This is a genomic window from Corynebacterium sp. HMSC072D12 (assembly GCF_001813925.1).
GTDB lineage: Bacteria > Actinomycetota > Actinomycetes > Mycobacteriales > Mycobacteriaceae > Corynebacterium > Corynebacterium aurimucosum.
Genome location: NZ_KV814392.1, coordinates 124022 through 148747, shown reverse-complemented (window position 1 = coordinate 148747; position 24726 = coordinate 124022). Strand labels below are relative to the sequence as shown.

21 protein-coding genes are annotated in these 24726 nt (G+C 62.0%); 11 read left to right on the top strand and 10 right to left on the bottom strand.

The features are described 5' to 3' along the window. The first annotated feature begins 3 nt into the window (after positions 1-3). The 3 genes from HMPREF2943_RS04285 (at position 4) to HMPREF2943_RS04275 (ending at position 1334) form a co-directional block, all read left to right on the top strand. Positions 4-198, top strand: coding sequence for an acyl-CoA carboxylase subunit epsilon (locus HMPREF2943_RS04285; RefSeq protein WP_070644361.1), 195 nt, complete (start codon positions 4-6; stop codon positions 196-198). Positions 199-202: 4 nt separating this feature from the next. After that, complete coding sequence (locus HMPREF2943_RS04280) at positions 203-799, top strand: Maf family protein (protein ID WP_070446377.1); 597 nt, start codon at positions 203-205, stop codon at positions 797-799. A gap of 118 nt (positions 800-917) precedes the next feature. Next, complete coding sequence (locus tag HMPREF2943_RS04275; protein WP_070521360.1) at positions 918-1334, top strand: DUF3151 domain-containing protein; 417 nt, start codon at positions 918-920, stop codon at positions 1332-1334. A 150-nt stretch (positions 1335-1484) separates the two neighbouring features. Here HMPREF2943_RS04275 and HMPREF2943_RS04270 read toward each other — a convergent pair whose 3' ends face one another. Both HMPREF2943_RS04270 and HMPREF2943_RS04265 read right to left on the bottom strand, forming a co-directional pair. Next, entirely contained in the window at positions 1485-2621 is a 1137-nt protein-coding gene (locus HMPREF2943_RS04270; RefSeq protein WP_070521363.1) for a DUF4282 domain-containing protein, read from the bottom strand. A gap of 196 nt (positions 2622-2817) precedes the next feature. Next, positions 2818-3876, bottom strand: a complete 1059-nt coding sequence (locus HMPREF2943_RS04265) for a Cj0069 family protein (RefSeq protein WP_010189357.1) — start codon at positions 3874-3876, stop codon at positions 2818-2820. Between the two features lie 289 nt (positions 3877-4165). Here HMPREF2943_RS04265 and HMPREF2943_RS04260 point away from each other — a divergent pair, with 289 nt between their 5' ends. From HMPREF2943_RS04260 to HMPREF2943_RS04250, 3 genes are all read left to right on the top strand, one after another. Then, entirely contained in the window at positions 4166-5026 is an 861-nt protein-coding gene (locus HMPREF2943_RS04260; RefSeq protein WP_070710883.1) for a sulfurtransferase, read from the top strand. Positions 5027-5167: 141 nt separating this feature from the next. Beyond that, on the top strand, positions 5168-6940 hold the full coding sequence (locus HMPREF2943_RS04255; RefSeq protein WP_070710882.1) for an ATP-binding protein: 1773 nt from the start codon (positions 5168-5170) through the stop codon (positions 6938-6940). A 260-nt stretch (positions 6941-7200) separates the two neighbouring features. Then, a complete protein-coding gene (locus HMPREF2943_RS04250; RefSeq protein WP_070644368.1) occupies positions 7201-7758 on the top strand; it encodes a GNAT family N-acetyltransferase in 558 nt (185 codons plus the stop codon). A 502-nt stretch (positions 7759-8260) separates the two neighbouring features. On the opposite strand, the gene HMPREF2943_RS04245 is transcribed toward HMPREF2943_RS04250, so the two are convergent. The 4 genes from HMPREF2943_RS04245 to prpD form a co-directional block, all read right to left on the bottom strand. After that, positions 8261-11692 carry a pyruvate carboxylase gene (locus tag HMPREF2943_RS04245; protein ID WP_070710881.1) on the bottom strand — a complete coding sequence of 1144 codons (3432 nt, stop codon included), beginning with the start codon at positions 11690-11692 and terminating at the stop codon, positions 8261-8263. A 187-nt stretch (positions 11693-11879) separates the two neighbouring features. After that, positions 11880-13028: a bifunctional 2-methylcitrate synthase/citrate synthase gene (locus HMPREF2943_RS04240; protein WP_070446391.1), complete on the bottom strand. Its 1149-nt coding sequence runs from the start codon at positions 13026-13028 to the stop codon at positions 11880-11882. A gap of 49 nt (positions 13029-13077) precedes the next feature. Next, positions 13078-14010, bottom strand: a complete 933-nt coding sequence (prpB, locus tag HMPREF2943_RS04235; RefSeq protein WP_070521380.1) for a methylisocitrate lyase — start codon at positions 14008-14010, stop codon at positions 13078-13080. After that, positions 14011-15522: a 2-methylcitrate dehydratase PrpD gene (gene prpD, locus HMPREF2943_RS04230; RefSeq protein ID WP_070446395.1), complete on the bottom strand. Its 1512-nt coding sequence runs from the start codon at positions 15520-15522 to the stop codon at positions 14011-14013. Between the two features lie 168 nt (positions 15523-15690). On the opposite strand from prpD, the gene HMPREF2943_RS04225 reads away from it, so the two are divergent. Both HMPREF2943_RS04225 and HMPREF2943_RS04220 read left to right on the top strand, forming a co-directional pair. Continuing rightward, positions 15691-16998, top strand: coding sequence for a short-chain fatty acyl-CoA regulator family protein (locus HMPREF2943_RS04225; RefSeq protein ID WP_070710880.1), 1308 nt, complete (start codon positions 15691-15693; stop codon positions 16996-16998). A 123-nt stretch (positions 16999-17121) separates the two neighbouring features. Beyond that, positions 17122-17892, top strand: coding sequence for an Ltp family lipoprotein (locus tag HMPREF2943_RS04220; protein ID WP_070710879.1), 771 nt, complete (start codon positions 17122-17124; stop codon positions 17890-17892). Positions 17893-17940: 48 nt separating this feature from the next. On the opposite strand, the gene HMPREF2943_RS04215 is transcribed toward HMPREF2943_RS04220, so the two are convergent. From HMPREF2943_RS04215 to upp, 3 genes are all read right to left on the bottom strand, one after another. Further along, on the bottom strand, positions 17941-19365 hold the full coding sequence (locus tag HMPREF2943_RS04215; RefSeq protein WP_070446399.1) for an NAD(P)H-quinone dehydrogenase: 1425 nt from the start codon (positions 19363-19365) through the stop codon (positions 17941-17943). Positions 19366-19437: 72 nt separating this feature from the next. After that, positions 19438-20619: a M20 family metallopeptidase gene (locus HMPREF2943_RS04210; protein ID WP_070446401.1), complete on the bottom strand. Its 1182-nt coding sequence runs from the start codon at positions 20617-20619 to the stop codon at positions 19438-19440. Positions 20620-20737: 118 nt separating this feature from the next. Next, complete coding sequence (upp, locus tag HMPREF2943_RS04205; RefSeq protein WP_010189385.1) at positions 20738-21373, bottom strand: uracil phosphoribosyltransferase; 636 nt, start codon at positions 21371-21373, stop codon at positions 20738-20740. 61 nt (positions 21374-21434) lie between these two features. On the opposite strand from upp, the gene HMPREF2943_RS04200 reads away from it, so the two are divergent. Genes HMPREF2943_RS04200 through HMPREF2943_RS04190 form a run of 3 tightly spaced genes read left to right on the top strand, consistent with a single transcriptional unit; the run spans position 21435 to position 23835 of the window. After that, positions 21435-21719 (top strand): hypothetical protein, encoded by a 285-nt coding sequence (locus HMPREF2943_RS04200; RefSeq protein WP_070521391.1) that lies wholly within the window; start codon positions 21435-21437, stop codon positions 21717-21719. Next, positions 21719-22585, top strand: coding sequence for a C40 family peptidase (locus HMPREF2943_RS04195; protein WP_070710878.1), 867 nt, complete (start codon positions 21719-21721; stop codon positions 22583-22585). Before HMPREF2943_RS04200 ends, HMPREF2943_RS04195 begins: the two co-directional genes overlap by 1 nt. Before the next feature lie 11 nt (positions 22586-22596). Continuing rightward, on the top strand, positions 22597-23835 hold the full coding sequence (locus HMPREF2943_RS04190) for a hypothetical protein (RefSeq protein ID WP_070446405.1): 1239 nt from the start codon (positions 22597-22599) through the stop codon (positions 23833-23835). Between the two features lie 3 nt (positions 23836-23838). Here the strand turns inward: HMPREF2943_RS04190 and HMPREF2943_RS04185 are convergent, their stop codons facing one another. Then, entirely contained in the window at positions 23839-24723 is an 885-nt protein-coding gene (locus HMPREF2943_RS04185; protein WP_210399718.1) for an amidohydrolase family protein, read from the bottom strand. Positions 24724-24726 lie beyond the last annotated feature (3 nt).

Here is a 24726-nt window from a genome sequence, read left to right as displayed (position 1 = left end):
CCTATGACCGCTTCCCTGTTTACCGTTCTGCGCGGCAACCCCACCGACGCTGAGGTGGCGGCCCTGTCCACGGTGCTCAGCCAGCTCGACTCTGAGGCGCGCGCCAAGGCCGCCGATATCCGCTCCGAGCGCGACCTGTGGGGCCAGCCGGGTGATGTGTTCAACCCGTCCGCCTTCCGCAACGTCCGCTACTACTAAGCGCATGCGCCTGGTTCTAGCTTCCCAGTCCCCCTCCCGCCTGTCCATCCTGCGGGGTGCGGGCGTGGAACCCGTCATCGCCCCGGCCCACGTGGATGAGCGGGCCATCGAGGAGCGCCTGGCGGGTGCTGAGCCCGCCGAGATCGTCTGTGCGCTGGCTACTGCTAAGGCAGAGGCTATTGCTCCTGACTATCCCGAGGACGTCGTGGTGGGCGGGGATTCCATGCTGCTTCTCGACGGCTCCCTCCAAGGCAAACCCCATACCCCCGAGGCCACCGTGGAGCGCTGGCACGCGCAGGCCGGGCGCGCCGCGGAGCTCATCACCGGCCATTGCGTGCTGCGGGGCGATAAGCGCTTCGTAGAAGCCTCGCGCACGACGGTGCACTTTGCCCAGGCTTCGAACGCCGATATCGAGGCCTACGCCCGCACCGGCGAGCCACTCGAATGCGCCGGCGCCTTTACCTTGGAAGCCCTCGGCGGCTGGTTCATCGACCGCATTGAGGGCGATCCCTCCTCCGTTATCGGCCTTTCGCTACCAGTGCTGCGCCGCGCGCTGTATTTCTTTGGGCTCAACGTTTCCGATTTCTGGGCTCAGCACTAATTCTGGGCAAACCCATCTAGTTCCGGGCGAACCTTCCAGGTTCGCCCTTCCAGGTTCGCCCCTTCCAAGGTTCACCCCCTCTGGTGGCCGTGGCGCCACATGGCTAGAGTGGGGCGGCATGGAAATGAAAGATATGCTCGCTCCCCCGCCCATCAAGCTGCCCGCCGATCCGGGTGCTGACAGCACCTCCAATCTCACCGCAGGAATTGTCACCCACCCGGATTCCCCGCTGCTCTGGGCTCTGCTGGCGGAACAGGAACTAGACAAGAACAAGGGTGCTGAGCCCACCGCTTTCATCACCGCCTACGCCTATGCGCGTACCGGCTACCACCGCAGCCTCGACCGCCTGCGCGGCAATGGTTGGAAGGGCTGGGGCCCTGTCCCCTTCTCCCACGAGCCCAACCAGGGTGTGCTGCGCGCGATTGCCGCTCTGGGCCATGCTGCGAAGGCCATTGGTGAGGACGCGGAGTATGACCGCATCCGCCAGATGCTTTCCGACGCCGACTCCGAGTCCGTCGCCGCGCTGCTGGACTAAGCAGCTCGGCCAGCCCGACTGGCTAGGAACAACGCCGCTCTGCTCGCCGCGTAAACCGCGGCGGCCCCTGCATAGAAAAATCCCGCGGACCTCGAATACTGAGGCCGCGGGATTTGTTTGTCTGCCCTACAGCAGCGCGGAGAGTGACTTTTAAGCCTTATCGCCATCCGCCTTGGCAACCAGATCGCCGGTGTTCTGCGCGGTGCGGATGTTTGCCACGAAGAACTCCAAGATCAATCGGAACTGGATGACGTAAAAAAGGAAGGTGATTCCGCCGAAGATCACAGCACCGAGGAACGCAAGGATTCCCAAAAGAACGCTATCAGCGAAAAACGCGAAGGAGAAGAGGATCGTTCCTACCCAGAAGACTGCTGACAAAATGACGAGCAGCATATAAATGAAGGACGAGAACTTCAGGGTGATAAAGTTGCTGAAAGAGAAGTCAAATAGCGCCTTGAAGAATCCCGTGCCCTTGGAAGAACCGCCATTCGGCGCAGCCTGCTGCGGGTACTGATTCTGCGGGGAGGCCGCAAAGGGCGAGTTCTGCTGGCCAAAGCCCTGCTGCTCCTGGGTGCCGAAACCTTGCTGTCCTTGGGTGCCGAAACCTTGCTGCTCCTGTGCACCGAAGCCCTGGTTCTGCTGGGAGTAGCTACCAAAACCGGACGTGGAGTTGGAGTGAGAGGCCTGGCTACCGAAACCATTGCTTGACTGCTGCCCAAAGCCATGGCCCTGGTTGGATTCCGTCTGCGCACCACCGCCAAAGCCGTCGTTGCCATAGCCGTTAGTGCCGTAGCCGTTGTCGCTGTGGCTCTGGTTCGAGTTCGTCGACTCAGCGGCATGCTCGGCGCCAGCACCACTATCGGTGTTGTAGGAAGCATAGGAGGCGCCAAAGGAGTCCTGGGTGGAGTGGGTGTCCTGGTCCTTAGCGGACTCGGATGCGGGCTCAGCAGAAGCAAAGCCTTCGCTAAACATGCTGTCCTTAGCTTCGCGGTCAGTGTCCGGCTGCGAATCCTGGGAAGAGGCGCTACCAAACGAGGAAGTCTCAGCAGAGTTCTCGGAGTAATCGCCGTATCCTGCCTGGCCACCCCAGCCAAAGCCGGAGTTCGAATCCTGGGCATTCCAGCCAGACGCCGAGCTATCCTTGTTGGACTGGGGGCTGCCGTAGCCGCCAAAGCTACCGAAGTTATCGTTCCCAGAGTTCTCGCCGTGGGAACCGTTAAAGCTGTTATCGCCCACGTTGCTATCGCTGTTGTCGGCGTTCTCACCAAACTGGTTGGGGTTCGTCATTATTCCTTAGACCTTTCGGAGAATCATCGAATTTCGCAGCACGCTACAGCACTACACTGGCGCAATTTTTACCCCTTCGAACGTACCTGAGATCTCGCTCACCGGCAGCCCGGCTCGGGGAATAAGCCCCAAGAAAATGCAAATTTCCCCTGCCGCGGCAGGGGAAACTCGATAAGGCTAGCGCGAAAATAAACGCTTATGCGTGCTTGGCCTCCACGCGCTTGATGGCTTCAGCCGCCACCTTTTCCTGGATGCCCATGTCCAGCTCAGAGGTGAAGCCCACGCAGGAGCAGTTGATCTCACCAAGGACATAGGTGTCTTCGCCGTTCTCACCGTCCGCCAGCATGAAGTCTGCGGTCCAGATCAGTGGGATGTTGTCACCACCGAGCTTCTCTGCAATGACCGGGCGGACCTCAGCGAACATGTCGACGAGTTCCTGCCACTCCTCCGGCTTCTGGTAGGTGTACTTTGCACCGGAGAACAGGGTCGCGGAGAAAGCGTCGCCGCCCTCAGCCGGCTTCTTGTGCACCACGAAGACCGGATCCGGGCCCACGAGAAGAATACGAATCTCGCCTTCAACGATGCGCGGCATGAAGCGCATGTCCACGAGCATGCCGTTGTCACCCACGATGTACTGGTCGCAGAAATCCATAAACTCGCCGAGCTCGCGCTCCTCGGTGTGGTTGTCCACAGCCTCGGTGCACTTGATCTTGGTGTCGAGAGGCAGTGCGGTGCCCGGTTCGACGGACTCGGCCAGCTTCTCGTCGGCAAGGCGCACGCGCCAGATGCCGGAACCAGTGGAACCGCGGTTCTGCTTGAGCACGCGCTCGCCGTAGGACAGGGAGGCCGGGAAGGTCTTGTGGAAGGACTCGACGTCGTAGTAGGCGGCGGTGTCAGCCGGAACCAGGTCCGTGTCATTGAGCTTAACCAGGGCATCCTTGGCACCGTAAGCCATCATCTCGTACGGGGTGGACATGCCGACCAGGCCGGCGTCGGACAGCTTGGTGAGCAAGTCGAAGTAGCCCTTCTCACCGCCCGGGATGTTGCCCGGGTTCACGCGGGAAATGTAGGCATCGAAGTTCTCAGATACATACTCAAAGAGCTTCTCAGACCACTCGGGACGGTAGAACACGACCTCTGCGTGCCAGCCTGCATCCTTGATGCAGTCGACGATCGGCATGGTGTCCTTACGGTGTCCATTGATCTGCTTGTCGGATCCGCCCTCGACCTCGAAGACGACGATTGCCTTGTGCACAGTGCTTCCCTTTCGCTAGGGGGTTGATGAGTGTCACTTCTTAAAATAACCCAGGTGAGGCCTGTTCGCTCACCTGAAGAAGCGACGCCAAAATGCGATAAAAGTCGAGCTTAACGCAGTTTTTAGCCCCTGACCTGCACACTTGTTATAACCAGCACACGCGAGCTGGCACCCTACGGCATAAAAATGTATCCAACACCACAAAGAGCCCTCCCCCGTGACCACTTTTCGGCCGAGCGCGCTAGAGTTGAAGCGAACGTTTCCCCTTAACGAGAAAGGCAGGTGGACCGTGGCCGAATTCGACCCGAATCCCCCTTTCCAGGAGTACGCGCACCCTGAGCGCCTCGTGTCCGCACCGTGGCTATCCGCGCGACTGGGCATCAACGGCCTCCACGTCATCGAGGTCGATGAGGATTCACTCCTCTACGATATCGGCCACATCCCCACCGCTATCCGTATCAACGTCCAGACAGAACTGCTCGATAACACAACGAGGGACATCATCAGCGCGGAAGATTTCACAGCCCTCCTTCGCTCGAAGGGCATCGAGCGCGATGACACCGTCATCCTGTACGGAGACAAGTCCAACTGGTGGGCTGCATTCGCCCTGTGGATCTTTGAGCTGTACGGCCACGAAGACGTGCGGCTTCTCGATGGTGGCCGGGATGCCTGGATGTCCGAGGAACGCGATACCTCGTTTATGGTCCCTGACCCAACCGCTTCCTCCTACCCTGAGGTTTCCCGCGAAGAATCATCCCGCATCTTCGTCGACGAGCTGCGCGGCTCCACCACCACGGTGGTCGACACCCGCAGTCCAGACGAGTTCTGCGGCGAAGCCGCCCTCAAGAACGGAACTGGTGAGTCTGCCTACGGCACCACCTTGACCCACGGCCACATCCCAGGCGCCATCAACCTCGAGTGGGATCGAGCGGTCTACCCCAACGGCTGCTTCCGCGCGCTCAGCGAGCTCAAAGTCAACTATGGCGAGCTAGAGCCCGCAACGGAAACCGTCCTTTACTCGCATGTCGGCGCTCAGGCCGCGCACACCTGGTTCGTGCTCAAGTACCTGCTCGGCTTCAAGGCAGCGCGCGTTTACGATGGCTCGTGGGCAGAGTGGGGCAACATGGTTCGCATGCCCGTTGAGCGCTAAAAACACGCCGAATTAACCCCGCATCCACGCTGGTGCGGGTTTATTTTTTGACACGAAACCAAGATGTGAAGGTATCCTCATGTTTTGGTGTGCAAGAATAGTACGCAGTCCTATCAGAAAAAATGGAGGAGGGTTCCTGCCGTGGCAGTTGAAACCAAGAACATCACCAAGGTCCTCGTGGCCAACCGCGGTGAGATCGCGGTCCGCGTTATCCGCGCGGCTCGCGACGCCGGCATCGCATCCGTAGCGGTCTACGCTGAGCCAGATGCTGACGCCCCATTCGTCACGCTTGCCGACGAAGCCTTTGCACTCGGCGGTCAAACTTCCGCAGAGTCATACCTCGACTTCAACAAGATTCTCGACGCCGCCTCCAAATCCGGCGCCGACGCCATCCACCCCGGCTACGGCTTCCTCTCCGAGAACGCCGATTTTGCCCAGGCCGTCATCGACGCGGGCCTGACCTGGATCGGCCCCTCCCCGAAGTCCATCGCCGACCTGGGTGACAAGGTCACCGCCCGTCACATTGCCGAGCGTGCTGACGCTCCCATGGCACCGGGTACCAAGGATCCCGTCGCCAGCGCAGAGGAGGTCGAGGCCTTCGCCGACGAGCACGGTCTACCGGTTGCCATCAAGGCCGCTTTCGGTGGCGGTGGCCGCGGCATGAAGGTCGCCCACACCCGCGAGGAGATCAAGGACCTCTACGAGTCCGCCACGCGCGAGGCCGTCACTGCTTTCGGCCGTGGTGAGTGCTTTGTCGAGCGCTACCTGGATAAGGCCCGCCACGTCGAGGCTCAGGTCCTCGCCGACCAGCACGGCAATGTCGTCGTCATGGGCACCCGCGACTGTTCCCTGCAGCGCCGCTTCCAGAAGCTCGTTGAGGAAGCCCCTGCCCCCTTCCTCACCGATGAGCAGCGCGCCTCCATCCACGAGTCGGCCAAGCGCATCTGCCGCGAGGCCGGATACTACGGCGCCGGCACCGTGGAATACCTGGTCGGCACCGATGGCCTCATCTCCTTCCTCGAGGTCAACACGCGCCTCCAGGTGGAGCACCCCGTTACCGAGGAAACCACTGGCTTCGACCTCGTTCGCGAGCAATTCCGCATCGCCGAGGGCCGCGAGCTTTCCATCTCCGAGGACCCGGCTCCGCACGGCCACGCCATCGAGTTCCGCATCAATGGCGAGGACGCCGCCGCGGGCTTCATGCCAGCCCCCGGAACCGTCGCCACGTACTCCGAGCCTTCCGGCCCGGGCGTGCGCATGGACTCCGGCGTGCGCGAAGGTTCCGTCATTGGTGGCCAGTTCGATTCCATGCTGGCCAAGCTCATCGTCTGGGGCCCGGACCGCGCGACTGCCATTGCGCGTGCACGCCGCGCCCTAGCCGAGTACCGCATCGAGGGCCTGCCCACGGTTATCCCCTTCCACCAAGCAATCCTCACCGATCCTGCCTTCACCGCCGAAGACGGCAACTTCACGGTCTACACCAAGTGGATCGAGGAAGAGTGGGTAAACGAACTGCCCGAATACACCGACACCACCGAGCCCCCCGAGGACGAAGAACAGGAGGCTGCCCAGAAGTTCGTCGTCGAGGTGGGCGGCCGCCGTATCGAGGTGGCCCTGCCGGGCAACCTGCTCTTGGGCGGTGGCAATAAGCGCAAGAAGTCGAAGAAGCGTCGTGGCAAGGGGGCGTCGGCAAACGTGTCCGGCGACACCGTGACCGCGCCGATGCAGGGCAGCGTCATCAAGGTCGCCGTCGAGGAGGGCCAGGAAGTGGAAGAGGGCGAGGTCGTTGTCGTCCTCGAGGCCATGAAGATGGAGAACCCCGTCAAGGCCCACAAATCCGGCACCGTGACCGACCTCAAGGTGTCCACCGGCACGCAGATCAACAAGGGCGAGCCGATTCTGGAGATCAAGTAGTTCGCTAATGCGTCTCTGCCGGCAGAGAACAGCGCAAAACTGCGACAAACCTTGCCTCGATTAGCACTGTTAAGTACTCTTTGACGTGATACCCCGGTGGAGCTCTGCTCCGGGTTACTTACCCGCTGAGTACTACTTACCGGGGTGCTGTTTTGTCGCTCCGGGGGGATGCAGCAATGGCGCATCAGGATTGCGCCACCAACTCCCCTCGAGTCACTCAGTTAGTGACTAAATTCAGAGATCAAGTAGCCTCGGAAGGCATGAGCGTTAACGATTCCGAGTTCGGCGTACGGTTGGCCAAGGAGCACGACCGTACCTACCTCTCCCGCCTTCTTTTCCTCGCCGATGTCCTCGGTGACGAGGACGCCCATATCGGGGACTTCCACACGCCTGACGTGGGGCTGTACGTCGATGAATGGTCGCCCCATGTCGACGGCGGCGTCATCGCCGTCTCCAGCCACCGCGTGCCCGTTGGTGGCGCGTGGCTGCGCTACTACACCACTGAAGCGAAGGGTGCTGCTTACACCGGCAATCCAGAGGCCGATCCTTTTGATGAGTCCCAGTGGGCCACCGACCTGGATCCGGAGGAGATTCCCGAGCTCTTCCTTGCGGTGGAGTCCCGCTACAGGGGCTTGGGCGCTGGGCGACGCCTCCTGCGCAACACCTGCGACCTCGCCGAGGCACAGGAGGCGCCCGCGGTATCGCTGTGGATTGAGCCGGAGAACACCGGCGCCCGCAAGCTGTATGAATCCGAGGGCTTCGTCGACATCGACGTCCCGGGCCGCCCGGATGCCCACGTGATGCTCAAGCGCTTCTAGCAGCACAAGTCCGCAAAAGGGTGTCGACTATACTCGACGCTTTCTCGATTTCCCCTAGAAGTGTCGACTATACTCGACACCTTTCGCGGCGCGCCTACGGCAGCGCGAAGAGCGACGTTGCTCACCCACCGCGGATCCAAGTCGGGCCACAACGACGGTTTCCGTATAACACTGCACGTATCTTCGCGAAAACGCGACTAGCTTCTTCGCTCCCCTCGCAACGCGCAACGTCTACGTGCCTCCATCGACATGCGGGAGGCATCTGGCAAAAGGCGTCTGATAAAAGGCATCAGTCAAAAGGCGTTTTCACGCCTGAAAACGCCTTTTACTCAGTGCAGATGGCGTTTTTGGACCCAAAGATGACTTCTGCCAGATGCCTTTTGCGAGGCGCCCTCCTGACTTAGGTCAATGTAGTGAGGAAGAATCCCATCCCACCGCCAAAACCACCAGGGAGCAGCGCCAAGAATGACGCTGCTCACCCATCCATGACCTAAGTCGGCCTTTAGTTGATGACCGCGATGAGGTCGCCGCCCTCAACCTTGGTGGCGGCGCCAATGGCGACGCGCTCGATGGTGCCATCCTTGGTGGCGGAGATGGAGGCTTCCATCTTCATGGCCTCGATGACGGCGATCTGGTCGCCGGCCTTGACCTCGTCACCCGGCTTGGCGGTCGGGTTCACCACGCCGGCAAACGGTGCGGCCACGTGGCCCTCGTTGGACGGGTCAGCCTTCTCCACGGTGGCGACAGTGGACTCAACGTTGTTGTCGCGAACCTTGAGCGGGCGGATCTGGCCGTTGACGTTGAGTACGACGTTGCGGATGCCCTTCTCGTCCGGCTCACCCATAGCATCAAGACGCAAGGTGATGGGCTTGAGGTCTGCGCGGTCGTTGGAGCCCTCAGGGAAGTGGTGGACAATGTAGTCCTTACCTTCTTCCAGTCCGTAGAAGAAGACGGTATCCGTCAGCGCCTCGGTATTGCCGTAGGTGCGGCGGAACTCGTTGAACTCCTCGAACTGCTTCGGGAAGAGCAAGCGGTTGAGGGAGGCACGGCGCTCGGTGGAATCATCCGAACTCAGGTGCTTCTTCTCCTCTTCGGGGACGGGCTTGACGGCGACGTCGCCAGGCGCGCGGCCTTCCAGGACCTTGTCGCGCAGCGGCGGCCAGCCACCCGGAGGCGTACCAAGCTCACCGCGTAGGAAGGCGATGACGGAATCCGGGATGTCGTACTTGGTGGGGTTGGCCTCGAAGTCAGCCGGGTCCACGCCAGCACCCACGAGGTGCAGAGCGAGGTCACCGACCACCTTGGAGGACGGAGTCACCTTGGTCGGGCGGCCGAGCATCTCGTTCACCGCAGCGTAGGTGTCCTCGATAACCTCGAAGCGGTCCTCCAAGCCCAGCGCGGTAGCCTGCGCGCGCAGGTTGGACAGCTGGCCGCCCGGAATCTCGTGGCGGTACACACGGCCGGTCGGGCCAGGAATGCCCTTCTCGAACGGCTGGTAGAGCTGGCGTACTGCCTCCCAGTAGGGCTCCAGGTCAGAGACTGCCTTGAGGGAAATACCGGTGTCACGCGAGGAGTTGGAGAATGCCGCGATGATGGCGGACAGCGATGGCTGAGAGGTGGTTCCCGCTAGCGGTGCGGAGGCACCGTCGACGATGTCCGCGCCAGAGAGGGCCGCCGCGTAGTAGGTAGCCAGCTGGCCACCCGCGGTATCGTGCGTGTGCACGTGAACCGGCAGATCAAACTCCTTGCGCAGAGCCATGACCAGCTTGGATGCGGACTCCGGACGCAGCAGGCCTGCCATGTCCTTAATGGCCAAGACGTGGGCGCCGGTGTTGACGATCTCTTCGGCCAGCTTGAGGTAGTAATCCAGCGTGTAGAGCTTCTCATCCGGGGAGCACATGTCGCCGGAGTAGGCCATGGCAACCTCGGCCACGGTGGTGTTGGTCTCTAGGACGGCGTCGATAGCCGGGCGCATCTGGGTGACGTCGTTTAGCGCATCGAAGATACGGAAGATATCCACGCCGGACTTAGCAGCCTCCTGCACGAAGCCGGTGCACACATCGTTGGAGTACGGCGAGTAGCCCACGGTGTTGCGGCCACGCAGCAGCATCTGGATGTTTTGGTTCGGCATGGCCTCACGCAGCAGATCCAGGCGCACCCACGGGTCCTCCTTGAGGAAGCGCATGGCGACGTCGTAAGTAGCACCACCCCACGCCTCCACGGAGTAGAGTTCCGGGGTCATGCGGGCAACGGCCTCAGCAGCCGTGACCAGAGCGGTACCGCGCACGCGGGTAGCCAGCAGGGACTGGTGAGCATCGCGGAAGGTGGTATCGGTGACCGCCAGAGCATCCTGCTTACGGATCTTTTCTGCCCACTTCTTCGGGCCCAGCTCCAGCAAGTCGTCACGGGAACCGCGCGGCAACTCGGAGTTAAAGTCCAGATCCGGCAGCTTATCGAAGGGGCGCAGGGTGGTCGGACGCTCACCGTTCGGCTTGTTGACGGTCACGTCAGCGATGTAGTCGATGATGCGGCCAGATTCGTCCACAGCCGGCGGGGCCTTCAGCAGGTCCGGGTGCTCCGGAATGAAGCTGGTGTCCACGCGAGTGTTGACGAAGTCGGGCTCGCGCAACAGAGCGCGCAGGAAGCCGATATTGGTGGCCACGCCGGCCACGGTGAACTCGTTGAGCGCGCGCTGCGCACGGGCCACGGCTTGCTCGAAAGTGACACCGCGGCAGGTCATCTTCACCAGCAGCGAGTCAAAGTTCGGGGAGATCTCCGCGCCGACGGCCGTTGCACCGTCGAGACGCACGCCCGCGCCGCCCGGCGAGCGGTACTGGGTCAGCGTGCCGGTATCTGGGCGGAAGCCGTTAGAGGGGTCCTCAGTGGTGATACGGCACTGCAGTGCCGCGCCGGTGATGTGGATATCTTCCTGCTTGAGGCCCAGCTCCTCCAGGGTGCGGCCAGCGGCAATCTGCATCTGGGACTTCACGATGTCCACGCCCGTGACCTCCTCGGTCACGGTGTGCTCCACCTGCACGCGCGGGTTCATCTCGATGAAGACGTGGTTGCCCTTCTCATCGACGAGGAACTCGACGGTACCGGCGCCTTCGTAGTTGATGTGCTCGCAGAATTTCACGGCGTCCGCACAGATGCGATCTCGCAGTTCCGGGTCCAGCGTCGGCGCCGGGGCGATCTCCACGACCTTCTGGTGACGGCGCTGCACGGAGCAGTCGCGCTCGTACAGGTGCATGACGTTGCCCTGGGAGTCAGCCAGAATCTGCACCTCAATGTGCTGCGGGCGAATGACCGCGGTCTCGAGGTAAACATTGCCATCGCCGAAGGCGGCCTCCGCCTCGCGGGAGGCCTCAGCGCACTTGGTCTTCAGCTCCGCCTCGTTCTCAATGAAACGCATGCCGCGGCCACCGCCGCCGGCCACTGCCTTCACGAAGACAGGGAACTCAAAGTCCTTGGCGTATTCCGCCAGCTTGTCGACGTCCGTCGAGGGCTTCGAGTCCTTCAACGTAGGCAGCCCTGCTTCCTCAGCTGCAGCCACAGCGGCGGCCTTATCGCCGGTCAGGTCGAGGGTCTCAGCCGTGGGGCCGATGAACTTGATGCCGTTGTCACGGCAGGCGCGAGCCAAATCTGCACGCTCTGAAAGGAAGCCATACCCCGGGTAAATGGCATCCGCACCGGACTTCTTGGCGGCGCGAATAACCTCATCGATATCGAGATAAGCCTTGACCGGCTGACCCTCGGTACCGATACGCACGGCTTCATCCGCGAAGGCGCGGTGGAAGGAGTTGCGGTCTTCTTTGGGATAAATTGCAACGGTCTTGGAACCGACCTCAAAGGCGGCGCGGAAGGCACGCACGGCAATCTCACCGCGGTTGGCCACCAAGATCTTGGAGAAGGACTTGTGGGCGGTATCAGACACTAGGAGTGATCCTTTCAGATAGGAACAATACGAAGACAAGGATAGTGTCCGAGGCGACAACGCGGGCGAGAATCGGCTTATATGTCAACAGGAATCCACACGCTGCACATAGTCGGACAAAGAAGAAAACCAGCCCACGAGAAGAAAGTTTCGTGCGCTGGTTTTACGCTGACTAGGTCCGCTTCTCTTAGATCTGCTTCGGAGGAACGGAGCGCTGCTCCTTGCCGTTGTAAGCAGACAGCGGGCGAATGAGGGAGTTGTTCTCGTTCTGCTCCACGATGTGTGCGGTCCAGCCAGTGATGCGGGCCATCACGAAGATCGGGGTGAAGAACTCGATGTCGAAGCCCAAGATGTGGTACGCGGGGCCAGCCGGGAAGTCCAGGTTCGGCTGGATCTTGATGGAGGTGTTCTCGTACATGGTCTTAGCCATCTTCTCGTACATCTCCACCCACTGCTCCTGGCCGTGATCCTTGGCCAGCTCGCGGAAGGCAGCCTCCATGGTCGGAACACGGGAGTCACCGTTCTTGTACACGCGGTGACCGAAGCCCATGACGAGCTCCTTGTTCTTGAGCTTGTTGAGCGTCCACTCCTCTGCCTTGGCCGGGTCACCGACCTCCAGGAAGTTCTTCATCACGGCCTCGTTAGCACCACCGTGTAGCGGGCCCTTGAGGGCGCCGATGGCGGCGGTAACAGCGGAGTAGGTATCGGACATCGTGGAGGTCACCACGCGGGCAGCGAAGGTGGAAGCGTTGAAGGAGTGCTCCGCGTAGAGGATGAGGGACTTATCAAAGGCCTCGATATCGGAGCGCGACAGGGCTGGGGAGCCTTCCTCCTCACCGAAGACCATCCACAGGAAGTTCTCCGCAAAGCCCTTCTTGCGGGAAGGCTCGAGGTATCCCTCGCCACGGCGGCGACGGATGTCGAGTGCGACGATGGTCGGCAACTTCGCCATAAGCTCCAGCGCGGTGCGGCGGATGTGCTCGGAGTCCTTGGTGTACTCCTCCGGATCCTGGGAGCCGATGAAGGAGACTGCGGTACGCAGCACGTCCATCGGGTGGCAGGACTTCGGCATGGAGGTGATCAGGTCGATGAGGTGGCGGTCCAGGTGACGCAGTGCCTTCTCACGGGCGGAGAAGCGGACCAGCTCATCCTGGGTCGGCAGCTCGCCATTCCACAGCAGGTAGGCAACCTCCTCGAAGGAGCAGTAGCGGGCCAGCTCCTGCACCGGGTAGCCACGGTAGGTCAGGGAGTTGGTCTCCGGGACAACCTTGGACACGGCGGTCTCGTCGACGACAACGCCGTACAGGCCCTTGCGGATCTCTGGGGTTTCAGACATGGTGTTTCTCCTTAAGTGGGGGGCCTAGCGTGTGGGCTAGGCCGGGGGATTAGTCAAAGGTGGGCTTGTAGCTGTCCTTGGAGTACGTGAACACGCTCTGGTCGAAGGCGTTGTACTCGTCGTAGCGCACCAGCTCGTAGAGGCGGGAGCGGTGCTGCATGCGCTCGAGCCACTCCTCGGATTGCAGTCCGGTCTCCTGCATGTCGCGCAGGAATTCTTCGGTAGCACCCATGGCCACGCGCAGGGTGGACACCGGCCAGATGACGGCGTTGTAGCCCAAGTCCTCAATGCGCTTAGCCGACAGCAGCTCGGTCTTGCCAAACTCCGTCATGTTGGCCAGCAGCGGGGTGTCCACGGCGGCACGGAACTTTTCGAAGTCCTCCGGCGAGTAGAGGGCCTCGGTGAAGATAAGGTCCGCGCCGGCATCGGCGTAGGCCTTGGCACGTTCGATGGCCTCATCGATGCCGTGGATGCCGGCGGCATCGGTGCGGGCACAGATGATGAAGTTCTCATCGCGGCGCTCATTGACGGCGGCGGTAATGCGGCGAACCATGAGATCCGTCGGCACGACTTCCTTACCATCGAGGTGACCGCAGCGCTTTGGGTTGACCTGGTCCTCCAGGTGGCAGCCGGCCAGGCCAGCGTCCTCCAGCGCGGCAACCGTGCGGGCGGCGGACATGGGTTCGCCGAAGCCGGTGTCGGCGTCGACAAGCACAGGCAAATCCGTGGCACGGGCAATGTGCCCAGCGCGCTGCGCCACCTCGGTGAGCGTAGTCAGGCCGATATCCGGCAGGCCCAGGTCATTGGCCAGCACCGCACCGGAGACGTACACGCCGCCGAAGCCACCGAGATCCTGGATAAGCCGCGCGGTCAGCGGGTTGAAGGCGCCCGGCAAAGTGGTAATTTCCGGTGCGTTCAGTGCCTCGCGGAAGCTCTTGCGCTTGTCTGCATTGCTGATAGTGGAGCCAAATAGGCCAGCCATTTAGAACAGTCCCTTCGGGGTCTCGGGTGCGGTGGCGATAGCCTCGTCGGTGAGGCGAACGTTGAGTTCGTTCAGGTCGGTGAGGTTCTCCAGGTTCTGGGCGGCGGCGAGGAAGCGCTCCTGCTCCTCCTCCGAGACCTTGCCGGCGGCGAGCTTCTTGAACTTGTTGATGTACTCCTCGCGGCCGAAGGGGCGGGCGCCGAGCGGGTGGGCGTCGGCCACCGCGCGCTCATCCTCAATGACGGTGCCGTCCTTGAAGGTGATGACGGCCTTGCCGCCGAAAGCCTTCTCATCCAGGTCGTTGGAGTGGTAGCGGCGGGTCCACTCTGGATCCTCAACGGTGGAAATCTTGTGCCACAGGTCGATGGTGTCCTGACGGTGCTTGCGCCCGTCAGAGTAGGAGGTCTCGTAGTCCCACTCGCCGTCCTGCAGGGCTACGGCGAAAATGTACATGATGGAGTGATCCAGGGTCTCGCGGGAGGCGTTCGGATCCATCTTCTGCGGGTCGTTAGCGCCGGTGCCGATGACGTAGTGGGTGTGGTGCGAGGTGTGCAGGACGATGGACTCGATGTCCTCCGTCTTCAGGCCCTTCTCCGCGAGGGTCTTCTTGAGGGCAAAGGCCATGTCGATCGGGGCCTGTGCCTGGTACTCCGCGGAGTGCTCCTTGGTGTAGGTGTCCAGGATGGCGCGCTTTTCTTCACCCTCCGCCGGAAGGGGGACGGTGTAGGTGCGCTCCGGGGAGTGCAGCATCCAGGCGATGAAGCCGTCCTCACCTTCCCAAATCGGGGCCGGGGCACCCTCGCCGCGCATGGAGCGGTCCACTGCCTCGATGGCCATCTTGCCCGCGAAGGCTGGGGCGTAGGCCTTCCAGGAGGAAATCAGGCCCTTGCGGGACTGGCGGGTGGCGGTGGTGGTGTGCAGTGCCTGGCCGATGGCCTGGTAGATGGTGTCCACATCGAGGTTCAACATGGTGCCGATACCCGCGGCGACGGACGGACCAAGGTGTGCCACGTGGTCAATCTTCCACTCGTGGAGGCAGATTCCCTTGACCAGGTTCACCTGGATTTCGTAGCCAGTAGCCAGGCCACGGATGAGGTCCTTGCCGGTCAGGCCCTTGTGCTGAGCCACGGCGAGAATCGGCGGGATGTTATCGCCTGGGTGGGAGTAGTCGGCAGCAAGGAAGGTGTCGTGGTAGTCCAGCTCGCGCACGGCGGTGCCGTTGGCCAGCGCAGCCCATTCGGCGGAGTAGTTACCGTCCACGCCGAAGATGGTGGCGCCGCCTTCCTGCACCGGGTGGGCCTGCGCAATGACGCGGGCGGAGGTCACCGGGCGGCGGGTGGCGGAGGCAACAGCCACGGAGGCGTTATCGATGATGCGGTTAATGATCATCTCGGTGGTCTCGGCCGGAACCTCGACGGGATCGGCAGCTACCTTGGCAACCTTGTAGGCCAAGTGCTCTTCAATAGGAAAGTCCTCGGCGGACTTGTGGGTACGTACTTCGTGGTTAATCAACGGGATTCCCTCCTAGACCAGAACAACGATTGCGATAGGCATCACACTAACCTCGCTCCGTGTGACCTGCCACATGTGTAAACTGTGACTATCTGTTGCAGGGATTTGCGTTAATTGCAAAACTTGTGGAATCCCCAGCTAGCGCAATCTTTTAGGAGGAAGCAGACGGTGACCAAGCACTACGCGGGGGCGAGAATCCACGCACTACGCAAGGAACGCAAACTCACACAAGCCGCCATGGCGAAGCAGCTGGGGCTATCCACCAGCTACCTCAACCAGCTGGAAAATGACCAGCGCCCCCTCACCGTCACCGTCCTCATGCAGCTGACCCAACGCTTCGGCGTTGACGCCACGTACTTTGCAGGGGACCGCGATCTGCGCGCTCTCGCCGAGCTGCGCCAGCTCTTCCCCGAAGCCACCGAAGCCACCCTTACTGACTTAAGCGGGCGCTTCCCCGAACTTTTACCCCGGCTTGTCGACGCCGCCGCACACACCCCCGCCGAACCCGGCCCTTTCGAAGCGGTCCGTGACTTCTTCTACGACGCCCACAACTACGTCCATAGCCTCGACATAGCCGCCGAGGAGCTCTCCGATTCGCTCGGAGACCGAGTCCTGCGCCGCGGGCGCTTAGCTTCCGTCTTGCAGGATGAATTCGGTGTCACAACGCGATTCTCCTCCTCTTCACCACGGCGCCGCACCTTCCACGACCGCGAGTTGCACCTGCGCGCGGGCCTTACGGAATCCCAACTCGTCTTCGAAATGGCGCTCCAGTACTGCCTGCTGGCCTACCCGGAGCATTGCGCGGAACTCGTCGCCGAATTGCCGGGCGAGGAAGCACAGACTATTGGCACGCTGGGCCTCGCGCAGTATTTTGCCGCCGCCGTGACCATGCCTTATACCCAGTTCCTCGCCACTGCGGAGGAAACGCGCTATGACATCGACGTCATCGCGACGGCCTTTGGCACTGGTTTCGAGACCACCGCGCAGCGCTTGTCGACGTTACAGCGACCCGGCCACCAAGGTGTTCCCTTCTCCTTCATCCGCACCGACCGCGCAGGAAATATTTCCAAGCGCCAGTCCTCCACCGCTTTCCACTTCGCCCGCAGCGGCGGCTCCTGCCCGTTGTGGGTCGTGCACCGCGCTTTTGAAACGCCCAACCGCATCACGAGGCAGGTGGCCTCGATGCCCGATGACCACACCTACTTGTGGATTGCGCGCTTCGTCCAAGGCCAGGCCCAGGCCTGGGGCACGCCGCGCAAAGAATTCGTCGTGGGCTTAGGCTGCGATATCGCACAGGCGGATCGCGTGGTCTACGCGGATGCGCTCAACCTTTCCCCTTCTGAGGCGACCCCCATCGGCCCTGGCTGCGCTGCCTGCCCACGTCCAGCGTGCCCGCAGCGTGCCTTCCCACAGGTGGGGCGGCCCGTCAGCCTCGACCTCAATGCCACGCCGGTTTCGGCTTATGCCACCTCATAGTTCTTTCATTTTCGCCTAGGCTTTCGAATTTCCTACTGCGATGTCCGGTGGGCTTGCCAAGATAGGAGCTGTTCGGCACCCCGCCGAGCTCTCTTCCCTCACCTACGCAGGAGGTTCTCTCTCATGTCCACCCCTTATGCAGCTCCTCAGTTCTCTCCGGCACCAACCCCGGTGCAACCGGCACCACAGAAAAAGAAGGGCGGCTGCCTCAAGTGGGGTGCGGGTGCCGTCGCGGTATTCATGCTCGGCGGCATCGCCCTCAATGCAGGTTCTGATAGCGATGACCCGACTAACACCGCCGCACCGGAGCCAAGCACAAGCATCACTGCCGCCGAATCGCTGGAGTCTGCGCTGAGCACCCCGACGCTCGATATCAACCACGCCGTAGCTGACGTGGAAACCGCCGGAGGCGGTACCGGCAGCGATGACAACACCGTGCCCGCAGAACACAAGAATGCTCTGCGCGCGGCGAAGCGTTATCTGGACTTTTCCTCATTCTCCGAAGCTAAGCTCTATGACCAGCTCACGAGCGAATACGGCTCGCAATTCTCACCCGAGGCGGCGCAGTACGCCATGGATCAGCTGGATGTGGACTGGAACGCCGAGTCACTCGAGTCCGCAGAGAGTTACCTCGATTTCTCCTCCTTTTCCAAGGCAAAGCTCTATGAGCAACTGACTTCCGAGTACGGGGAGAAGTTCACGCCAGAACAAGCTCAATACGCCGTAGACACCGTCAATGCTGATTGGATGGCCGAAGCCGTCGAGGCAGCAGAGAGCTATCAGGAGCTCATGCCAATGTCCGGCTCCGCATTGTTAGAGCAGCTCACCAGCGAATACGGAGAGCAGTTCACCATGGAAGAAGCCCAGCATGCGGTGAGCACACTGGGCTTATAAGAGCGGGCCGTAGATAAATCAGACCCGGGTCTGATTTACGCGAGGTCTTTACTCAAGGTCATCGTGAGCAACGAGGCGGCGGGCCGCCTCCGTGATGGTGCCGGACAGGGACGGGTAGACCGCCAGGGAATCCGCTAGCTGGTTCACGGTGAGCTGGTTGGTCACGGCGACCGCAATGGGCAGAATGAGCTCGGAGGCGGTCGGAGCAACAATCACGCCACCGATGACGCGGCCGGAGGTCGCACGGCAGAAGAGCTTGACAAAGCCGTGCTGCAGCGAGCGCATCTTGGCGCGCGGGTTGGTATTCAACGGCATCGTGATGGTGCGGGCGGCAACCTCACCGGCCTCAATCTCCGCCTGGGTAAAGCCCACAGCAGCAATTTCTGGGCGGGTAAACACGGCGGTTGCTACGGTCTTCAGGCGCAGCGGGGACACGCCCTCACCCAGGGAGTGGTACATAGCGATACGGCCCTGCATCGCAGCAACGGAAGCCAGCGGGAACAGGTCGGAGCAGTCGCCGGCGGCATAGATGCCAGCGACATTGGTGCGGGAAACGCGGTCAACCTCGATGTGACCGGACTTCGTGGTAGCCACACCAACGTGCTCCAAGCCGAGGTTCTTGGTATTCGGGATGGAACCGATGGACATGATGACGTGGGAGCCGTGGATCTCGCGACCATCCTGGGTCTTGACCACGACGTTGCCATCCTCAGTACGGGAGACGGTCTCCACGCGGCAGTTCTTCTCCAGCTCCACGCCGCGCTCGGCCAGGACGGTCTCGAGGACGTCGGCAGCGTCGGCGTCGTCGTGCGGCAGAATGCGGTCGCGGGAAGCCACCATGGTCACGCGCACGCCCATCTCGGCGAAGGCGGAAACGAACTCAGCACCGGTCACGCCGGAGCCGACCACGATGAGGTGTTCCGGCTCCTCCTTGAGGTCATAGACCTGCTGCCAGGTGAGGATGCGCTCGCCGTCCGGCTGCGCGCCCGGCAGAATGCGCGGGGTGGCACCGGTAGCAACGAGGACGAGGTCCGCGTCGAGGGTCTCAGTGGTGCCATCCTTATGGGTGACATCAACCTTGTGCGCTGCCCCCTTCACGCCATGCTGATCCTCAGAAAAGGCAGCGCGCCCATCAATGACCTTGACGCCGATCTTCTCTAGGCCCGCACGGACGTCACGGGACTGGTTAGCAGCCAGCGCCTGAACACGGCCGTTGAGGGCCTCCAGGCTCAGCTGCAAGGAGCTGAGCTGGTGGTTCAGGCCCATGTCATCGGCGCGGCGGAAGTCGGTGCGAATGTTGGCGCCAGCGATGAAGGACTTTGAGGGCACGCAGTCCAAGAGAACGGAGGAGCCACCGGGGCCCTGTTCCTCAATCAACGTAATGTGCGCGCCGTACTTGGCGCCGGCGGTCGCAGCCTCGTAGCCTGCGGGGCCACCGCCGATGATTACGATGCGGGGGGCTTCCTGTGACACTGTCGCTCCTTTTTTAAAATTCTGCCTATAAGAACTCTGGGAAATCCTTGTCACAGTGTAGTGCTTAGGCGCTTAATCCTCCACGTTGGCAAACTGCTCCGCTACGGAGCCAAAGAGTTTGACGCCCACGCCGATGGCTCTCTCATCGGGGGCCAAATCACCCATATGCAGATCATGCTGCTCGCCTTCACCGGACCAGCAGCCAAGGCGAGCCATGGAGCCGGGCACCTTTTCTAGGTACCACGAGAAATCTTCACCGCCCGAGGATTGCGGGGCCTGAACCACAGCCTGCGGGTCAATGGCCTGGGCAGCGCTGGCAAGGAGGGCGGTAGAGACGTCGTCGTTAAGCACGGGCGGAACCCCACGGTGGTAGACCAGCTCATGCTCCACACCCAGGGGCGCTAGCACCTGTTCCACCAACTCGGAGAAGAGCGTTTGCATATCCCGCCAGATTCCGATGTCTGCCGTGCGCATAGTGCCAGACACAGAGCCGGTCTCAGGGATTGCGTTCGGGGCATAGCCGGAATTCACCTGGCCGAAAACCAAGACGGTGCCGGTGCGCGGATCGACGCGGCGTGAGAGCAAACCTGGCAGGTCCGTCAGCAGCTTGCCCAGCGCATAGACGACGTCCGCCGACAAGTGCGGGCGCGAGGTATGCCCGCCGGGGCCGGAGACGTTGATTTCCACAACATCGGTCGCGGAGGTGATCGCCCCAGCGCGAACGCCGATACGCCCGACGCGCAGCTTTGGTTCGACGTGCACGGCAAAGATGGAGTTCACGCCTTCGAGCGCACCCCACTCGATGACATCGGTGGCGCCGCCTACCCAGACTTCTTCGGCGGGCTGGAAGATGACACGAACACCGAAATCTAGCGGATGCTCGCGATTAAGGTCCGCCAGGGCGCAGGCCGTGGCCAGCGCAATGGTGGTGTGTATGTCATGCCCACACGCGTGCATGACGCCGGGGACCTCGGAGGTGTACTCGAGGCCGGTAACCTCGGTGACGGGGAGCGCATCAATATCGGCACGGAAGGCAAGGCGCCCGAGTTCCGTATCGGGGCCGATGTCCACCATGAGGCCGGTCTCGGGGAAAAGATGCGGCTCCAAGCCGTACTCGCGCAGGGTGCGGGACAGGAAGCGGGTGGTTTCCACCTCGTTATTGGAAGTCTCCGGGTGGCGGTGAATATGGCGGCGCCACGCGATGACCTCCGCGCGGTGGTTGCTGAACCACTCACTGACGTAGTCCGAGATCACTGCTTCCTCCTCCGTGGTTTCCTCTTGGGAAGAGTCTACAACTAGACCATGCGGTTCAGTTAGCCGGGCAGGTCACACGCTAGATATACTGAGCGGTCTGCCCTGACCGACGGTTTCGCTACAGGTCGATATTGCGGGGGCCATAGAGGCGATCGCCGGCGTCACCCAGCCCCGGCACGATATAAGCGTCCTCGTTGAGGGCCGGATCAATCGCTGCAGTGACCAAGCGAACTGGCAAGCCCGAGTTAGCCAGCGCATCAACGCCCGGCTGGGCGGAGACCATGCAGATCGCCGTGATGTCGGTAGCGCCACGGTCCGCAAGGAGCTTCAGGGAGTGCAGGAGGGAACCACCCGTGGCGAGCATCGGGTCAACCACGAAGACGCTGCGGCCGCTGAGATCCTCCGGTAGGGCCTCCAGATAAGGCACCGGCTCGTGGGTTTCCTCATCTCGCGCCATACCGATGAAGCCGACCTGGGCATCCGGAATCATGGACAGGGCCGGGTCAATCATGCCCAGACCAGCACGGATGATGGGTACGATGATCGGCGGGTTTTGCAGGCGGGTGCCCTCCGCCGTGGCGACGGGAGTGACGCAATCAAAATGCTCGACGGGCAAATCACGGGCTGCTTCATACACCAGCATGGTGCCCAGGTCTCGCAGGGCGGCACGGAAAGCGGTGTTATCGCTGCGGGCATCACGCATCAGCGTGAGCCGGGAGGCGGCGAGGGGGTGGTCTACTACGTGGATATCCATGCCCTTCACTGTATAAGAATCCGCCGGGAACCGATCAGCGGGCGGCGCAGTCTAAAAAGGCATGACTAGCTTTGACACATTCACTATTGACACCGAATACACCCGCCGGCTGGCACACGAACTGGCCACCGTCTCCCAAGCCTCCGCCACTCCCCCTCCTGCGTTACCTATTGATTCCGTTCTGGGTGGCTTCACCGGCGCATTTAACTCCGCCATGGAAAACCTCGCTGCCCGCCTTGCCCAGGTCAGGGCGGATGCCGGAGCTGTGGCGGACTCCAGCTTCCGCATGGCCCGCGAGGCCGAGGACGCTGACGGTGCTCTTGCTAGCGCCTGTGGAGGTCTGTGATGTTGGAGTCAGCAATCGCTCACATCGCTCGGATGCAGCCGGCACAGCTTCCCGATGTCTCCCTGCCCACTGTGCCCGATCTCACTGCTGCCGGGCCCTTAGCGGAGATAGCGCACGGAGATCCGCGGGCGCTTTTCGCCGCCGCACGCCAGGCCACCGAGGACCTCTCTACGGCGCGCTCTGCGCTAAATTCCGCGCGCGGGCTCATCTCGGCGGCCGTCAGGGACCTCATCGGGCTGGGATTCGAGTTGCTCCAGCGCGGACTGCCTTTAGCCTTGGGCTTACTCATCCCCAACCCAGCCACGCAGGCCGCAGCCCGCTCGGCTTTGCAGGCCTTGGCAATGGAGTACGTCGGCAAGGCGATGCTGCGCGTAAAGCAGCTGGCCGGGGAACTCCTTCAGGCGGCCGCACCCCTCGTGCCCATTGCACAACGCGCGGTGCGCCCTTCAGTGCGCGGTCCGCAGGAGGAAGGCGGAGCACGCCACGCGCTGACCACGTCCTCGTCCTCTGATAGCAAAGGAAGCGCACAAGGCCAGGCCGCGGTGCAAGCCGCACTCTCCCAGCTGGGCACACCCTATGGCTGGGGCGGCACCGGCAACGGCAGCTTCGATTGCTCGGGGCTAACCCAATGGGCTTGGCGCCAGGCTGGGGTGGAACTGCCGCGCACCGCTGAAAGTCAGACCGTGGGCCGCCAGGTGAGCGCGGATGAGCTGCAGCCCGGCGACCTCGTTGTGTGGGATGGGCATGTGGCTATGTACTCCGGTGACGGGCAGATGGTGGAGGCCGGCAGCCCCGTGCAAACCAATCCACTGCGCACCAACAACATGGGGATGGCTTTCAAAGGCTTCTGGAGGCCCACAGGGTAGACTATTTGCCCATGAACACCCGCGCTATTGTCCCCATCAAGCTCTCCCTTTCTGAGGGCGATTTTTATACCCTATGGGCGCCAAAGTGGCGCCAGAACGGTTCCGAGTGGCAGGCCTTTCTCGGTGACGACGAATCCGTCCTGCTCTTTAACACCGAAGCCGAGATGCTCTGCTTCCTCGAATCCGGCACGAAGCACGACTTGCTCGACCACCCGAAGTGGGAAGCCTTTAATTCCCAAGCGGCGGACCGTGTCGTGCCAGAAAAGAAACGCGTCTACGACCTCATCGGCATGCCGAAGCACCTGGCCGGCCGCCCCAGCCACGAGAACGTGTCCACCGTCGCACGCTGCCTGGAGATTGCACAGGCACTAGCGGAGGTCTGCGCCGCGGAACACACCGTCATCTTCTTCGCATCGCACTCCATCCTGCGCAACCCTGCCCGCGGAGCCGATCACTACGCCGGTGAACAGGGCATGAGTGAGTGGTCCGGCGTGGGCCGCGTTATCCACAGCAACTGGCGCTCGGTCATCGAAGACCTCGACAAGGTGGTCAAGGTCGTTCCTTCCTCTGACTTCACCCAGGATGCAACCACCAACGCCGCCACCCGCATCTCCGCCGCCAGCGAAGCAGCGGAGGAAGCCCGCAAGAAGGCCGAGGAAGAGCGCAAGGCCGCCGCAGAATCCGCCGATCCTTATGACAGCTCCCCCTGGGCAGCCGCGGGCATCGACCCGGTGAAGATCACCGCCGATCAGAGGACGGTCTACACCCTGCGCACCTACCTCGACGGCAAGCCGGTTTTCTTGGGCAAGTGGGGCGAAATCTTCACCTTCCCCAGCTCCAAGGTGCTGGTGCGCTGGATCATGGAAAACGATGACCACGACCTAGCAAAGGTATCCACCTGGGAGGAAGTCGTTGCCGCAGCGAACGCTGGTGAGCTCGAGGTCACCGTTCACCCGGATAACCAGTACAGCTTCTACGGCATTGTCCGCGATATTGAAAAGGGCCCCGAATCCGTTGATACGGACCAGATGAGCCGTTGCTACGAGGTCTGCGCAGATGCCGCCGACTGGGCCGGGGATGACTCCATCAACTCCTACATGCTGCAGAACCCGCGCTTCCAGGACTACCTGGGCTACATGCTGGGTTCCACCGAGCACGCAGGCTACGTGCCCTCCAAGCCCTACACCGAGCACGCGGAGTCCTGGAAGGGCCTGGAGGAAATGCTGACGAAGCGCTTCTCCCGCTTCTAGTTTTTACTCGGAAGACTCGCTGTCTTCTTCCGCTTCGGAAGCGTTCACATCAGAAGCGTCTTCCGCGAATTCCGGATCCGCTAGCTCCTCGTAGGCGGGTAGGATTTCCTGCTCGATGAGGCGCTGGCGGTCTTCTTCACTGGCAAAAGAGTTCTCAATCGCCTTGATAGTGAGATCGAAGAACTCCTCCAGCCCATAGCCGAAGGTCTCGCTCAGGGCCAGGAAAACGTCACTGAGCTTCTCGCCTGCCACGGTGCAGGTAAAGCCAAGCTGCTGCAGCAGCGGCAGAGGATGGTCAGCCAGCTCCTCTGCGGGCAGCTCCTCCAGCGGCGCGAAGGTCAACGCGATGCGGCGATCCCGCACCCACGCGGATGCCTTGCCAGGGCGAACGCCGTCGAGATCAGCGCTGAAGTCATCGACAAGATCAGTGGCGTGCACAAGGCGTGTCGCACCCGCCTGCACAGCCACCACGGCATCCTCATAGGAGGCAACGTCCCGCTCCCACGGGATGAAATCTGCGCGGAGCTTCTCAGCCGCAGACAACTTTGTCAGCGCAGCACCGGCAACGCCTTCGCCTACATCCCAGCTATTGGCATCGCCCTCAGCGATGAGGCGAGCATCAATTCCGGGAACGTCGAGTCCTTCCCGCGCTGCAGCGAGCGCCTCGGCGGCACCGAAGGAGAAAGCACTGGGGCGCAGGCGGAGCTCGGCGTAGACCACGTGGTCGCTGGCAAGCGCCTGCACAACAGCGTGCGTGGCCGCGCGGAGCTCCTCTGGGGTGGAAGCATCCGTGGGCAACGGCGCCAAGAGCGTCACCTTGGGCAGGCCGGCGAAAATCTCAGCGCCGGAGTCTTTATTTTCGGGGCTAATCAGAGGTGCGTCATGCATGAG

What these genes read in the sequence shown, in the direction of transcription:
- HMPREF2943_RS04285 (WP_070644361.1), top strand. Translation starts at nt 4, where the DNA reads ATGACCGCTTCCCTGTTTACCGTTCTGCGCGGCAACCCCACCGACGCT.
- HMPREF2943_RS04280 (WP_070446377.1), top strand. Translation starts at nt 203, where the DNA reads ATGCGCCTGGTTCTAGCTTCCCAGTCCCCCTCCCGCCTGTCCATCCTG.
- HMPREF2943_RS04275 (WP_070521360.1), top strand. Translation starts at nt 918, where the DNA reads ATGGAAATGAAAGATATGCTCGCTCCCCCGCCCATCAAGCTGCCCGCC.
- HMPREF2943_RS04270 (WP_070521363.1), bottom strand. Translation starts at nt 2,621, where the DNA reads ATGACGAACCCCAACCAGTTTGGTGAGAACGCCGACAACAGCGATAGC.
- HMPREF2943_RS04250 (WP_070644368.1), top strand. Translation starts at nt 7,201, where the DNA reads ATGAGCGTTAACGATTCCGAGTTCGGCGTACGGTTGGCCAAGGAGCAC.
- HMPREF2943_RS04240 (WP_070446391.1), bottom strand. Translation starts at nt 13,028, where the DNA reads ATGTCTGAAACCCCAGAGATCCGCAAGGGCCTGTACGGCGTTGTCGTC.
- prpB (WP_070521380.1), bottom strand. Translation starts at nt 14,010, where the DNA reads ATGGCTGGCCTATTTGGCTCCACTATCAGCAATGCAGACAAGCGCAAG.
- HMPREF2943_RS04220 (WP_070710879.1), top strand. Translation starts at nt 17,122, where the DNA reads ATGTCCACCCCTTATGCAGCTCCTCAGTTCTCTCCGGCACCAACCCCG.
- upp (WP_010189385.1), bottom strand. Translation starts at nt 21,373, where the DNA reads ATGGATATCCACGTAGTAGACCACCCCCTCGCCGCCTCCCGGCTCACG.
- HMPREF2943_RS04200 (WP_070521391.1), top strand. Translation starts at nt 21,435, where the DNA reads ATGACTAGCTTTGACACATTCACTATTGACACCGAATACACCCGCCGG.
- HMPREF2943_RS04195 (WP_070710878.1), top strand. Translation starts at nt 21,719, where the DNA reads ATGTTGGAGTCAGCAATCGCTCACATCGCTCGGATGCAGCCGGCACAG.
- HMPREF2943_RS04190 (WP_070446405.1), top strand. Translation starts at nt 22,597, where the DNA reads ATGAACACCCGCGCTATTGTCCCCATCAAGCTCTCCCTTTCTGAGGGC.
- HMPREF2943_RS04185 (WP_210399718.1), bottom strand. Translation starts at nt 24,723, where the DNA reads ATGCATGACGCACCTCTGATTAGCCCCGAAAATAAAGACTCCGGCGCT.